The following is a 12,733-nucleotide window of genomic DNA, read 5'->3' on the forward strand; positions in this document are numbered from 1 at the left end:
ATGCCTGACAAACATCGGGCCCCGGACTAGGTCGCGATGCGACCGTTGACGTACTCGTAGAACCCGGCACTGGTCTTCTTGCCCAGCAGGCCGGCCTCGACCATGCGGAGCAGGAGAGGCGGCGGCGCGTACAGCGGTTCCTTGTACTCGGCGTACATCGAGTCGGCGATCGACTTCACGGTGTCGAGCCCGATGAGGTCCGACAGTGCGAGCGGGCCCATGGGATGCGCGAGACCCAGCACCGTGGCCTTGTCGATGTCGTCGCGCGTGGCGAAGCCCGACTCGACCATGCGGATCGCCGAGAGGAGGTACGGCACCAGCAGAGCGTTGACGACGAAGCCGGACCTGTCCGCCGCGCGGACGACCTGCTTGCCGAGGACGTCGGCCGCGAAACGTTCCGCGCGTGCCAGGACGGCATCGGACGTCTTCAGCGACGAGATGAGTTCCACGAGAGGAAGAACCGGCACCGGGTTGAAGAAGTGCATGCCGATGACCCGCTCGGGGCGGGTCGTGGCCACGCCGAGCTTCATGATCGGGATCGACGAGGTGTTGGAGGCGAGCACCGCGTCGGGATCCGTGACCACTCTGTCGAGCTCGACGAAGAGAGCCGTCTTGATCCCCTCGTCCTCGAGCACGGCCTCGACGACGATCTCGCGATCGGCGAAGTCGGACAGCTCGGACGTGAAGGTCAACCGTGCGGCGGCCTGCTCACGTTCGCGCTCGGTGATCTTGCCGCTGCTGACGCCGCGGTCGAGCGACTTCAGGATGCGCGCCTTGCCCGCGGCAGCCAGTTCGCGTGTCTGCTCGAACACGATCACGTCGACGTGGGCGCGTGCGCACACCTCGGCGATTCCGGCCCCCATCTGTCCGGCGCCGACGATCCCGACGCGCTCGATCTTCTCGCTGCTCACGTTTCTCCTTCACGATTCACGATTCCCCGCGCGAAGGCGAGGCGGGGGTAACTCTGCTGGGGGACGGGCGAACCCACCGAGTACGAGACAGGCGGCCCGCAACGAAAGCTGCGAGCCGCCTGACTATTGCGCAGAAAGCGCCGAGTGGGGGTTAATGAAACTGGCCCTCTTCGGTGGAGCCCTTCAGGGCTGCGGTCGACGTGTTGGGGTCGACGGTGGTGGCGATGCGGTCGAAGTAGCCGGCGCCGACCTCACGCTGGTGCTTGATGGCGGTGAAGCCACGCTCCTCGGCCGCCTTGAACTCGCGCTCCTGCAGGTCGACGAACGCCGTCATGCCCTCGCGGGCGTAGCCGTGCGCCAGATCGAACATGCCGTAGTTGAGCGAGTGGAAGCCGGCGAGGGTGATGAACTGGAACTTGAAGCCCATCGCGCCGAGCTCCTTCTGGAACTTCGCGATGGTCGCGTCGTCCAGGTGCGCCTTCCAGTTGAAGGAGGGCGAGCAGTTGTAGGCGAGCAGCTGGTCGGGGAACTCGCTGCGGACCGACTCGGAGAACTTCTTGGCGACCTCGAGATCCGGCACGCCGGTCTCCATCCAGATGAGGTCGGCGTACGGGGCGTAGGCCTTCGCACGAGCGATGCAGGGCTCGATGCCGTTCTTCACGCCGAAGAAGCCCTCGGCGGTGCGGGTTCCGTCCAGGAACTCCTGGTCGCGCTCGTCGACGTCCGAGGTGATCAGCGTGGCTGCCTCGGCGTCGGTGCGGGCGATGATGACGGACGGCACGTCGGCCACGTCCGACGCGAGACGCGCGGAGGTCAGGGTGCGGATGTGCTGCTGGGTGGGGATGAGCACCTTGCCACCGAGGTGGCCGCACTTCTTCTCCGAGGCGAGCTGGTCCTCCCAGTGCACGCCTGCGGCGCCGGCCGCGATCATGGCCTTCTGCAGCTCGTAGGCGTTGAGCGCGCCACCGAAGCCGGCCTCGGCGTCCGCGACGACGGGCGCGAGCCAGTTCTTCACGGACGAGTCACCCTCGACCTTGGCGATCTCGTCGGCGCGCAGAAGAGCGTTGTTGATGCGACGCACGACGCTCGGAACCGAGTTGGCCGGGTAGAGGCTCTGGTCCGGGTAGGTGTGGCCGGAGAGGTTGGCATCACCGGCGACCTGCCAGCCGGAGAGGTAGATGGCCTGGAGGCCGGCGCGCACCTGCTGCACGGCCTGGTTGCCGGTGAGGGCGCCCAGCGAGTTGATGTAGTCCTCGTTGTTCACGAGATCCCAGAGGATCTCCGAGCCGCGACGCGCGAGCGTGGCTTCCTCCACGACGCTGCCCTGCAGGTCGGACACCTGCTGTGCGGTGAAGTTGCGGGTGACGCCCTTCCAGCGGGGATTGGTGTCCCAGTCCTTCTGGATCTCTTCCGTGGTCTTCGGTGTGCCGGTGGTCGACATCGAAAAGCTCCGTCTCTGTTGCGTCTGCGTCGGCAGCGTGCTCGTGCTTCGCAGGCTTGCCAGGCATATCGGATGTACGACCCCACGATGGCACAGAGAAAAAGTGGTGTCTACCTGCTGAGACTGTAAATCTACGCTAAGCAGTACGCGCGTTCTGCGAATCTTGCGAAGAACGTCGCGAGTGTCGTGGCGACTCCGTACCCGTCAGTAACCTGATAACCGCAGTTCGGGAACGAAATGCACGCAATGCCGAACACCGACGAGATCGCCGTGCGACACGCTCACTCCCGGCGTCGCCCGCGGCCGGCTGTGACCACCGTCACCGTACGTTCGTACTGTTTTCTGGTGCGTCAGGCCGTCGCAGCGACCCGACGACGCTCGGTCAGCACTCCCAGGACACCCATCGCCGCGATCACGACGCCGCCGACGAGCGCGTAGTAGTCCGCCGTGCTCGCACCGGCGGGGAATGCGAGGACGACGGGTGACGTCGCCAGCACGACACCGAGTACGACGTGGGCCCAATGGCTCGAGCGCGATGCACTGCCCATGGCCCACAGCGCCGAGAATGCCGCCAGCAGACCCAGCACGAGGATGGCGCCGGCCACCTCGCTGCGGTGGGGCACCGGGAGCCAGAGCGTCGACAACACCAGAACGGTGCCTGCCACCAGCACCACCGCGTCGCGGGCAATTTCCTGTCGTACCGAGTGGGCCATCTCGCTTCTCCTCACAGTCGTCTCTCACGTGCACTGCACATCTGCCCCCTGCAACGCCCGGTGTGCGCCCGTCTTCCCCGGCGCGCCCGTGTGTGACAGACCAGACCTGAAACCCGTCTCACCTGCAAGGACCTGGCAAAGACGGGGTAATGCCGGGGGCGTCCTAGACTGTCCGCATGGCACGGACCTACGTCGGCGGCCGGCTTCGCCAGCTGAGGGTCGAGCGAGGGTTGAGCCAAGCGGCGCTCGCCAAGCAGCTCGCGATCTCGGCCAGCTACCTCAACCAGATCGAGCACGACGTCCGACCGCTGTCGTCAGCGGTGTTGACGCGCATCACCGCAGTGTTCGGAGTCGACACCACGTTCTTCTCCACCCAGGACGACACGAGGCTCGTCGCCGAACTCCGCGAGGTGACCCTGGACCAGGACGTCGGAGTCGACGCGGACATCGACGAGCTGGCCGAACTCGTGGCCGACCACCCGGCGATGGCGCGAGCGATGGTCACCATGCATCGCCGGTACCGCAACACCACCGCCCAACTCGCGGCGGCGACCGAGGACCGCTTCGCCGACGGCAGCGGCAGCGGATCCATCTCGAAACCGCACGAGGAGGTCCGCGACTACTTCTACCAACGCCAGAACTACCTCGACGCACTCGATCGTGCGGCCGAGGACCTGGCGAACCGATTGCGTTTCCACCGGGCGGACGTCGCGGCCGAGATAGCCAAACGGCTCCGCAATCTGTACGACGTCCAGGTCATCGAGCGCATCGACCTGGGCGAGAACGTCCTGCACCGCTTCGACGCGCGGACCCGTGTTCTCGAGATCTCCCCGCGACTGTCGGCCGGCCAGAAGGTGTTCCGCTTCGCGGCCGAACTCGCGTACCTGGAGAACGGCGACCTGATCCGCAGCATGGTCGAGGACGGGGGCTTCACCGGCGCGGAGTCGCGGGCACTCGCACGACTCGGCTTCGCCAACTACTTCGCCGCGGCGACCGTGCTTCCGTACGCGCGCTTCCACGAGGTGGCGGAGGATTTCCGGTACGACATCGAACGACTCTCCGCCTACTACGCGGTGAGTTACGAGACCATCTGTCACCGGCTCTCGACGCTGCAGCGGCCGTCGCTCCGCGGGGTCCCGTTCTCGTTCGTCCGGGTCGACCGTGCCGGCAACATGTCCAAACGCCAGTCGGCCACCGGGTTCCACTTCTCGTCGAGCGGCGGCACGTGCCCGCTGTGGAACGTGTACGAGACGTTCGCCTACCCGGGCAAGATCATGACCCAGATCGCCGAGATGCCCGACGGTCGGCGCTACCTGTGGATCGCGCGCACGGTGGAGCGGCGAGCGGCGCGCTACGGCGAACCCGGCAAGACCTTCGCCATCGGTCTGGGATGCGAAGTGCGTCACGGAAATAGGTTGGTCTACGCCGACGGCCTGGAGTTGGACGGATCCTCCATGGCGACGCCGATCGGCGCCGGATGCCGCGTGTGCGAGCGTGCCCACTGCCCGCAGCGTGCGTTCCCGCCGCTGGGCAAGGAACTCGACATCGACGAACATCGAAGCTCGGTGTCGCCGTACACCATTCGCTGACTCAGCCCTCTTCGGTCTCGAACTGCTGCTTGCGACGGCGGCTGCGCCGGATCATCAGCGCCACCGCTCCGCCGCCGACGATCCCCCCGACCACCAAGCCCGCCCACGTGTCGGCTCCCGCGCGGCTCGGCAGGTACTTGTCGGGAGCGAGCGTCACGCCGATGCCGACGAATGCGACGAGCATCAACGCGGCAGTCACGTTGGCGCGCGCCGTGAACCACCGCGACTCTGCGAACAGATCGACGTTCTTGGACTTGGCGTACCCGATGGTCGCGTAGTTCACGACCGCACCGAAGACGATGATGCCCAACGCGATCCACGCACCTGTCGGACCGGCAACCCATGGGAGGACGGCGGCGGCGATCAGCCCGCCGAAGATGTGCAATTGCAGACCCACGGCGGCTGCCTCGTTCCACACGTCTCTCTGACGCTCGTCGTCATAGAACTCGCTGTCCAGATCGCCGACCATTCGCATTGACGAGGTGAAGATGCTCATGTCGATTCCTCCTCAGGTTCGAGCCGATCATCGGGGGTGAGCGGGAAGAGATCCTCGACCGTCGAGTCGAGCGCTCCCGCCAGCTTCAGGGCCAGGTACACGCTGGGCGAATAGTCGCCACCCTCGACCGAGACGATCGACTGCCGGCTCACTCCGCACGCCCGCCCCAGTTCCGCCTGGGTCAGGCGCGACGACTTACGGAACTCCCGCACCCGGTTCGTCACGACCATGATCCGAGTCAACTCCACTTGTCATTAGGTGTCAAGACTTCTTGACATCAGATCACCGAGAGGCGGACGACTCGGGTGTTAGCCTCAGCGACGTGACAGGACACCGCACCCCTCCGGCCACCCTCCGCTCGCTGCGTCCCGTCAACTGGGGCATCGCCCGACTGGCCGGCGCGGTCACCCGCACCGGCGACATGCACCTGTTCTCCACTCTGGGACAGACGGGCGGCCTGTTCCGCGCCTGGCTGTTCTACAGCGGCCGCCTGATGCCGTTCGGTGGGTTGCCCCGCAAGGACACCGAGACGGTGATCCTGCGGGTCGCCGCACTCCGCGACTGCCGGTACGAACAGGACCATCACCTCCGTCTGGGCGCGCGCGCCGGCATCGACGACGCCCTCGCCGACGCCATCGCCGCCGGTCCCGACGCTCCGGGTCTCGACAGTCGGACCGCCCTGATCCTGCGGGCGGTGGACGAGCTGGTGTCGACGCGCGATCTGTCCGACGCCACGTGGACCGAGCTGACGACCGTCTGGTCGTCCCGATCGCTCATCGAGTTCGTGCTGCTGGTGACCCAGTACGACGGACTCGCCACCACGATCACGACACTGCGCATCCCCCGCGACTACCAGTAGCTGCACAGACGAGAACACCCCGGTCGCTCGTGAGCGGCCGGGGTGTTCTCGTCGGAAGATCAGAAGTTGATCATGTGCCCTGCGAGGCCGTGGATGGCCTCCTGCAGTGCCTCGGACAGCGTCGGGTGCGTGTGCACGTTGCGCGCGAGTTCGGTGGCCGTCAGGTCCCACTTCTGCGCGAGCGTCAGCTCCGGGAGGAGCTCCGAGACGTCGGGTCCGATGAGGTGCCCGCCGAGCAGCTCGCCGTGCTTCGTGTCGGCGATGAGCTTGACGAAGCCGGTGGGATCGCCGAGTCCGTGTGCCTTGCCGTTCGCCGTCATGGGGAACGTCGCGACCTTGATGTCGTGGCCGGCGTCCTTGGCCTGCTGCTCGGTGAGACCGAAGCTGGCCACCTGGGGCTGGCAGAAGGTCGCGCGCGGCATGAAGCGGTAGTCGTCGATGGGAAGCGTCTCGGCGCCGCCGATGGTCTCGGCCGCCACGACACCCTGTGCCTCGGCGACGTGGGCGAGCTGCAGCTTCGCCGTCACGTCACCGATCGCGTAGATGTGCGGCACGTTGGTGCGCATGACCGAGTCGATGGCGATGGCCCCGCGATCGGTGACCTCGACGCCCGTCTTGTCGAGCCCGAATCCCTCGACACGAGGAGCGAATCCGACGGACTGCATGACCTTGTCGACGGTGACCGTCTCGGTCTCGCCGCTCTTGTTGTTCTTGATCGCGACGGTGACCTTGCTGCCGTCGTCGTCGATGCTCTGCACCGCGGCGCCGGTCATGATCTTCACGCCGAGCTTCTTGTACTGCTTGGCGATCTCCTTGGAGACGTCCTCGTCCTCGTTCGGGAGCGCGCGATCGAGGAACTCGACGATGGTGACGTCGACGCCGTAATTCTTCAGGACGTACCCGAACTCCATGCCGATGGCGCCCGCGCCGACGATGAGGATGGAGCCCGGGAGCTCCTTCGTCATGATCTGCTCTTCGTACGTCACGACGTTCTCGCTCAGCGACGTTCCGGGCAGCAGCTTCGTGGTGCTGCCGGTGGAGATGATCGCATTGTCGAAGGTGACGGTCTCGCTGCCACCCTTCGTCAACTCCACCTCGATGGTGTTGGCGTCGGTGAACGACCCCTTGCCGTCGAGCTGGTCGATCTTGTTCTTCTTCATCAGGAAGTGGATGCCCTTGACGCGACCGTCCGCGACCTTGCGGCTGCGATCGTAGGCAGCGCCGAAGTCGAACGACACGTCACCGGAGATGCCGAACTGCTTGGCTTCCTTGGTGAACAGGTGCGCCAGTTCGGCGTTGCGCAGCAGAGCCTTGGACGGGATGCAGCCCACGTTGAGGCAGACACCGCCCCAGTACTTCTGCTCGATGATGGCGGTCTTCAGGCCCAGCTGCGCCGCGCGGATGGCTGCGACGTACCCACCGGGTCCGGCTCCGAGAACGACGACGTCATAGTGTGAGGTCACGGTTGCCCACCTTAGTCCCGTCGATCCGGACACACACCGAAAGGTCCGGCTACTGGCTGGTAACCGGACCTTTCGTGTCTTTATTTCAGCGGCTCTATTCAGTCGGGGATCATGTCGAACGTATCGGGGTTGGGGCCGGTGCGGCCGTCCTCACCCTTGTCCAGCGCCGAGATGTCGGCGATCTGACGGTCGTCGAGTTCGAAGTCGAAGATGTCGAAGTTCGCCTCGACGCGCTCCCGCGTGACCGACTTCGGGAAGATGATGTCGCCGCGCTGGATGTGCCAGCGGAGGGTGACCTGCGCGGTGGTCTTGCCGACGTCCTTCGCGATGCGCTCGAGCTCGGGGTCACCGAGAACCTTGCCCTGCGCGATGGGTGACCACGCCTCGGTGGCGATTCCGTGCTCCGCGCCGTACGCGCGCACCTGGTAGTTCGAGAAGTACGGGTGAACCTCGATCTGGTTGACCGACGGGACGGTCTCCGTCTCCTGCGCCAACTTCTGGAGGTGCGGCACCTGGAAGTTCGAGACACCGATGCTGCGCGCCCGTCCGTCCTTCGCGAACTCCTCGAGCACCTTCCAGGTGGAGACGTAGTCACCGTCGTACTGCGTCGGCAGCGGCCAGTGGATGAGGAACAGGTCGATGTAGTCGGTGCCCAACTTCTCGAGTGTCTCGTCGAACGAGCGACGGGCGTCGTCGGGGCGGTGGAAGCCGTTGTTCAGCTTGCTGGTGATCCAGACGTCGTCACGGGAGACGCCCGAGTCCTTCACTCCCTGGCCGGTCTCCTTCTCGTTGCCGTACATCTGCGCGGTGTCCAGGTGGCGGTAGCCCACCTCGATCGCGGTGCGGACGGCATCGGCGGTCTTCTCCGGCTCGATCTGGAAGACGCCGAAACCCAGCTGGGGGATGGACCGGCCGTCGTTGAGGGAGAGGGAAGGAACGTGGCTCATGTGCGTGAACTCCTGTTCGTTGTTCGTGATCCGAGTTCGTGCTCGTGTGCGCGGAGTACCCCGCGACGGGGGCGGTGAAGCCACCCGCGGGCGCCCCGCTCCTCTGGTGCAACGGGTGTGTCGAACCGTTATTCCGGATCGATGGTCGTCGCGACGACGAGGACACCAGAATGACCACCATGAGCGACTTCAACTCGATGGTCATCGCGGAGTTCCGCGACAACGGTGGACACGTGGCGACAGCCGGGTTCGGCGACAACCTCGTGGTGCTGCACTCGATCGGTGCACGTAGCGGCGAGGTGCGGCTGAACCCGCTCTTCGCGATCTCCGAGAACGGCACCTGATTGGTGGTGGGCTCCGCGGCGGGGGCGGTGAAGGATCCCGCGTGGGTGCACAACCTCCGGGCTCACCCACGCATCGACATGGAGGTCCCCGGCGACGACGCGACCGTACGCACCATCGCCGTCGACGTCACCGAGGTGCCCGACGACGAATGGGAGACTCACTGGGCGAAGTTCACCTCGGCGTCCCCCGGCTTCCTCGAGTACACGACGACGGCGGAGGGGCGACAGTTCCCGATCTTCCGCCTGACGCCCGCCTGACAGGGTCGGGTCCAGCCGGCGTCAGGTCCACACGGCGTCGGCCACGCGGCGGAAGTTGCCGCCGAACACAGCCGCCACCGCACTCTCGTCCCAGCCGCGCTCGGCGAGCACGGCCGGGAGCGTGTGGGTGTCCTCGGGCGGAACCCACTGCAGTGCCCCGTATCTCGTGTACTCCTCGGAGAACGCCTCGGGGTGGAGCGCCAACTCGGTGTTGAAGTCCTCGTGGTCGAAGGAGTAGTCGCTGCCGACACCGATGTGATCGATCCCGACCAGGTCGACTCCGTACTCGACGTGGTCGGCCATGGCGCGCACCCGATCCGCGCGACGTTCGGGTTCGTTGACGCCGAGGAAGATGCCCACCCCGTTGATGCCGACCACGCCGCCGGTGTCGGCGCACGCACGCGCCTGCTCGTCGGTGATGTTCCGCGGATGTTCCCACAGCGCAGCGAAATTGGAATGACTGTAGATCATCGGCCGGGACGTCGTCGCGGCGATGTCGAGCCCCGTCCGCCGGGAACAGTGCGACCCGTCCGCTGCCATGCCCGCCTCGTTCATCGCCCGGATCAGGTCGCGTCCGTGGGCGGTGAGACCCGTGTCGACGGCGTCGAGGCATCCGCATCCCGCGGCGTTCGCATGGTTGTAGGTGGGCAGCATCGAGCGCACGCCCAGTTCGACGAAGTAGCGCACGTTGTCGAGGTCGCCGTCGAGAGGAGCGGAGTCCTCGAGGTCGAAGGCGAGGGCACGCAGTCCCCGTCGTCGGGCCTCGTCGATGTCGGCCACGCTCCGCGCCGGAAGGAAGCGACCGTCCGCGAGTGCCCGCGCACTCCACGTCGTGGCCAACTCCGTCGCCGACGCCTTCGTGTGGGGCGAGTAGCCGACGTTGACGGAGAGGTAGCTCCCCGCCTCGTACCGCGCCAGTTCGGTGATGTCGGTGTCCGCGTACAGCGGCAGGCAGGTGTGCTGTTCCCACAGCGCTGTCACCGCGCACCCCCGGCCAGCGCGCGAGAGAGCAACGGGGCGAACAGCATCGCGAGCAGTGCGTAGAGGCCCACCGACGGGACGAGCAGCGCCACCGCGGAGACCACCAGGAACAGAACGACTGGAACCCAGGGCACCGCCGCGCCGCGCACACCGGGACGCAGATCTCCACGCAGGAAGCCCGCAGCGCGCACGCGTGCTGCGAGGAGACGGGACACGATCATGGTCACGGCGATGACCCCGAGGTACAGCCCCACCGACAACGGGTCCCCGTGGGGAGCCGCGACCTCCAGCACGGTCGCCACGGGCATCAGCACGATGCCGGCGAGCCACAGGAGGTTGAGCCGCACGACGACCTCGTCGTACCCCGTGACACGAGTGAAGAGCGCGTGATGATCGCGCCAGAACCCCGCGATGACCGCGAAGCTGATGCCCGCGGCCACGAGTGCGTAGCCGTTCTCCCGCAGGAACGCTCCCGCACCCTCCGGGGTGTCGCGGGCACTGTCCACGAGGGGGAGCACGACGAGCGTGATGGCGATCGCCACCACCGCGTCGGAGAAGAACACGATGCGGTCCAGCCCCTGCTGAGAGCGCACCTCGGTGTCGGGTTCGGTCACCTCGACACTGTAGGTGCGCCGTCCTGCTCGCGCGAGGGCGACCGCGGGCAGAATGGGCGACGTGACCGACAAGTACGAGTGGCTCGAAGACGTGACCGGCGACGCCGCCCTCGAGTGGGTGCGCGCCCGTAACGAGCGCACGGTCGACGAGTTCACCGCGAACGACGAGTTCCGGACGCTCGAGACCGACATCCGGAGCATTCTCGACACCGACGCGCGCATTCCGTACGCGCGCAAGCGCGGCGACCACCTCTACAACTTCTGGAAGGACGCGTCGCACCCCCGCGGGCTGTGGCGGCGCACCACCATGGAGGAGTACCGGAAGGACAGTCCCGCCTGGGACGTCATCATCGATCTCGATGCTCTCGCCGAGGCCGAGGGCGAGAACTGGGTGTGGAAGAGCGCGCAGGTGCTCCGTCCGTCGTTCGACCGCGCGCTGATCTCCCTGTCGCGCGGCGGCGCGGACGCATCGGTGATCCGCGAGTACTCGCTCACGTCCCGTTCCTTCGTCGCACCCGACGAGGGTGGCTTCGTCGTCCCCGAGGCCAAGACGGACATCGACTGGATCGACGCGGACACGGTCTTCGTCGGCACGGATCTCGGACCCGGGTCGCTCACCGATTCCGGGTACCCCCGGCGCGCACACCGGTGGCTCCGTGGAACTCCTCTCGCGGAGGCTCCCGTCGTGTACGAGGGTGAGCAGACCGACGTCGCGGTGTCCGCCTCGCACGATGCGACGCCCGGCTTCGAGCGCAGCCTGGTCCAGCGCGCCACCGACTTCTTCAATGCCGTCACCTCCATTCTTCACGACGACGGATCGACCACGGTCCTCGACGTGCCCACCGATGCCTCGGTGTCCCTGCACGAGAACTGGTTGACCGTTCGCCTGACGACCGCATGGACCGTCGACGACACCGAGTACGCCGCAGGGTCGCTGGTGGCCGCGAAGATCGACGAGTTCCTCTCCGGTGCACGGGATCTGGTCGTCGTCTTCGCTCCCGACGCCCGCACGTCGCTGCACCAGTACGCGTGGACCGAGAACCATCTGCTGATGGTGCTGCTCGAGGACGTCCGCTCCAGCGTGCACGTGGTGACGCTGGGCGACACGGTCACCTCCGAACGCCTGCAGGGACTCCCGGACGCCGTCGACGTCACCGTCATCGGCACCGACCCCGAGTTCGGCGGTGACGAGTACTTCCTCGACGCGAGCGGCCACCTCACTCCGTCCACTCTTCTGGTGGGCACCGTCGGGACCGAACCCGAGGTCCTGAAGTCCGCTCCCGCGTTCTTCGACACCACGGGCCTCGCGGTCGAGCAGTACTTCGCCACCTCACTCGACGGCACACGCGTGCCCTACTTCGTCGTACGGAACCCCGGAACGCAGGACCGTCCGACGGCCGCAGGCCCCACCCTCCTCTACGGATACGGCGGTTTCGAGGTCTCACTCACCCCCTCGTACAGCGGCGTGGTCGGCGCGGCCTGGCTGGCTCGGGGCGGTACCTACGTGGTGGCGAACATCCGCGGCGGCGGCGAGTACGGGCCGTCGTGGCACACCGAGGTGCTGAAGTCCGGTCGACACAAGGTGCACGAGGACTTCGCGGCGGTCGCGAGCGATCTGGTGGAGCGCGGCATCACCACCCCGGACCAGTTGGGCGCGCAGGGCGGCAGCAACGGCGGCCTGCTCATGGGCATCATGCTCACCAAGTACCCGGAGTCGTTCGGCGCCATCGTGTGTCAGGTGCCGCTCCTGGACATGAAGCGGTATCACCGCCTGCTGGCCGGGGCGTCGTGGATGGCCGAGTACGGAGATCCCGACGATCCCGACGAGTGGGCCTTCATCTCCGAGTACAGCCCGTACCAGAACGTCTCACCGCCGGGGAACTCGATCGGTGTGTATCCGCCGATCCTCATCACGACGTCGACGAGGGACGACCGTGTGCACCCCGGGCACGCGCGCAAGATGGACGCCCTCCTCGAGGAGTACGGGTACGACGTCTCCTACTACGAGAACATCGAGGGCGGCCACGGCGGTGCGGCCGACAACGCGCAGGCCGCATTCAAGTCCGCGCTGGCGTACACGTTCCTGTGGCGGACGCTCGGGGGCGGCACCCGCTAGG

Annotated in this window: 12 protein-coding genes and 1 pseudogene; 4 read left to right on the top strand and 9 right to left on the bottom strand. The window is 66.6% G+C overall.

What is annotated here, in order from left to right; genetic code table 11:
• Positions 1–26 precede the first annotated feature (26 nt).
• The 3 genes from HQ306_RS13730 to HQ306_RS13740 all read right to left on the bottom strand — a co-directional run bounded on the left by HQ306_RS13730 (position 27) and on the right by HQ306_RS13740 (position 3,065).
• Positions 27–911, bottom strand: a complete 885-nt coding sequence (locus tag HQ306_RS13730; RefSeq protein WP_222631992.1) for a 3-hydroxybutyryl-CoA dehydrogenase — start codon at positions 909–911, stop codon at positions 27–29.
• A 151-nt stretch (positions 912–1,062) separates the two neighbouring features.
• Positions 1,063–2,352: an isocitrate lyase gene (gene aceA / locus HQ306_RS13735; RefSeq protein WP_027506305.1), complete on the bottom strand. Its 1,290-nt coding sequence runs from the start codon at positions 2,350–2,352 to the stop codon at positions 1,063–1,065.
• A 350-nt stretch (positions 2,353–2,702) separates the two neighbouring features.
• Positions 2,703–3,065 (bottom strand): hypothetical protein, encoded by a 363-nt coding sequence (locus HQ306_RS13740; protein ID WP_037186125.1) that lies wholly within the window; start codon positions 3,063–3,065, stop codon positions 2,703–2,705.
• A 176-nt stretch (positions 3,066–3,241) separates the two neighbouring features.
• On the opposite strand from HQ306_RS13740, the gene ramB reads away from it, so the two are divergent.
• Positions 3,242–4,654: an acetate metabolism transcriptional regulator RamB gene (gene ramB, locus HQ306_RS13745; protein WP_222631994.1), complete on the top strand. Its 1,413-nt coding sequence runs from the start codon at positions 3,242–3,244 to the stop codon at positions 4,652–4,654.
• Position 4,655: 1 nt separating this feature from the next.
• Here ramB and HQ306_RS13750 read toward each other — a convergent pair whose 3' ends face one another.
• Both HQ306_RS13750 and HQ306_RS13755 read right to left on the bottom strand, forming a co-directional pair.
• Positions 4,656–5,150 carry a DUF2029 domain-containing protein gene (locus HQ306_RS13750; RefSeq protein WP_222631997.1) on the bottom strand — a complete coding sequence of 165 codons (495 nt, stop codon included), beginning with the start codon at positions 5,148–5,150 and terminating at the stop codon, positions 4,656–4,658.
• Complete coding sequence (locus HQ306_RS13755) at positions 5,147–5,380, bottom strand: helix-turn-helix transcriptional regulator (RefSeq protein ID WP_027506302.1); 234 nt, start codon at positions 5,378–5,380, stop codon at positions 5,147–5,149. Before HQ306_RS13755 ends, HQ306_RS13750 begins: the two co-directional genes overlap by 4 nt.
• Positions 5,381–5,472: 92 nt before the next feature.
• Here HQ306_RS13755 and HQ306_RS13760 point away from each other — a divergent pair, with 92 nt between their 5' ends.
• Complete coding sequence (locus tag HQ306_RS13760) at positions 5,473–6,009, top strand: carboxymuconolactone decarboxylase family protein (RefSeq protein WP_027506301.1); 537 nt, start codon at positions 5,473–5,475, stop codon at positions 6,007–6,009.
• Between the two features lie 59 nt (positions 6,010–6,068).
• On the opposite strand, the gene lpdA is transcribed toward HQ306_RS13760, so the two are convergent.
• Both lpdA and HQ306_RS13770 read right to left on the bottom strand, forming a co-directional pair.
• Positions 6,069–7,472 carry a dihydrolipoyl dehydrogenase gene (gene lpdA, locus HQ306_RS13765; RefSeq protein WP_027506300.1) on the bottom strand — a complete coding sequence of 468 codons (1,404 nt, stop codon included), beginning with the start codon at positions 7,470–7,472 and terminating at the stop codon, positions 6,069–6,071.
• A 98-nt stretch (positions 7,473–7,570) separates the two neighbouring features.
• Positions 7,571–8,419 (bottom strand): aldo/keto reductase, encoded by an 849-nt coding sequence (locus tag HQ306_RS13770; RefSeq protein WP_222631999.1) that lies wholly within the window; start codon positions 8,417–8,419, stop codon positions 7,571–7,573.
• 179 nt (positions 8,420–8,598) lie between these two features.
• On the opposite strand from HQ306_RS13770, the pseudogene HQ306_RS22770 reads away from it, so the two are divergent.
• Positions 8,599–9,021 (top strand): annotated as a pseudogene (locus HQ306_RS22770) (nitroreductase/quinone reductase family protein).
• 21 nt (positions 9,022–9,042) lie between these two features.
• On the opposite strand, the gene HQ306_RS13780 reads toward HQ306_RS22770, so the two are convergent.
• Complete coding sequence (locus HQ306_RS13780) at positions 9,043–10,002, bottom strand: dipeptidase (RefSeq protein ID WP_027506297.1); 960 nt, start codon at positions 10,000–10,002, stop codon at positions 9,043–9,045.
• Positions 9,999–10,616 (bottom strand): TMEM175 family protein, encoded by a 618-nt coding sequence (locus HQ306_RS13785; protein WP_222632001.1) that lies wholly within the window; start codon positions 10,614–10,616, stop codon positions 9,999–10,001. The genes HQ306_RS13780 and HQ306_RS13785 overlap by 4 nt, the downstream gene beginning before the upstream one ends.
• A 52-nt stretch (positions 10,617–10,668) precedes the next feature.
• Here HQ306_RS13785 and HQ306_RS13790 point away from each other — a divergent pair, with 52 nt between their 5' ends.
• Complete coding sequence (locus HQ306_RS13790; protein WP_222632004.1) at positions 10,669–12,732, top strand: prolyl oligopeptidase family protein; 2,064 nt, start codon at positions 10,669–10,671, stop codon at positions 12,730–12,732.
• Position 12,733: the final 1 nt, after the last annotated feature.

Source organism: Rhodococcus sp. BP-160, from assembly GCF_019836205.1.
GTDB lineage: Bacteria > Actinomycetota > Actinomycetes > Mycobacteriales > Mycobacteriaceae > Rhodococcoides.

Coding starts and splice junctions, on each gene's coding strand:
- aceA (WP_027506305.1), bottom strand. CDS start 2,352: ATGTCGACCACCGGCACACCGAAGACCACGGAAGAGATCCAGAAGGAC.
- HQ306_RS13740 (WP_037186125.1), bottom strand. CDS start 3,065: ATGGCCCACTCGGTACGACAGGAAATTGCCCGCGACGCGGTGGTGCTG.
- ramB (WP_222631994.1), top strand. CDS start 3,242: ATGGCACGGACCTACGTCGGCGGCCGGCTTCGCCAGCTGAGGGTCGAG.
- HQ306_RS13750 (WP_222631997.1), bottom strand. CDS start 5,150: ATGAGCATCTTCACCTCGTCAATGCGAATGGTCGGCGATCTGGACAGC.
- HQ306_RS13755 (WP_027506302.1), bottom strand. CDS start 5,380: ATGGTCGTGACGAACCGGGTGCGGGAGTTCCGTAAGTCGTCGCGCCTG.
- HQ306_RS13770 (WP_222631999.1), bottom strand. CDS start 8,419: ATGAGCCACGTTCCTTCCCTCTCCCTCAACGACGGCCGGTCCATCCCC.
- HQ306_RS13790 (WP_222632004.1), top strand. CDS start 10,669: ATGGGCGACGTGACCGACAAGTACGAGTGGCTCGAAGACGTGACCGGC.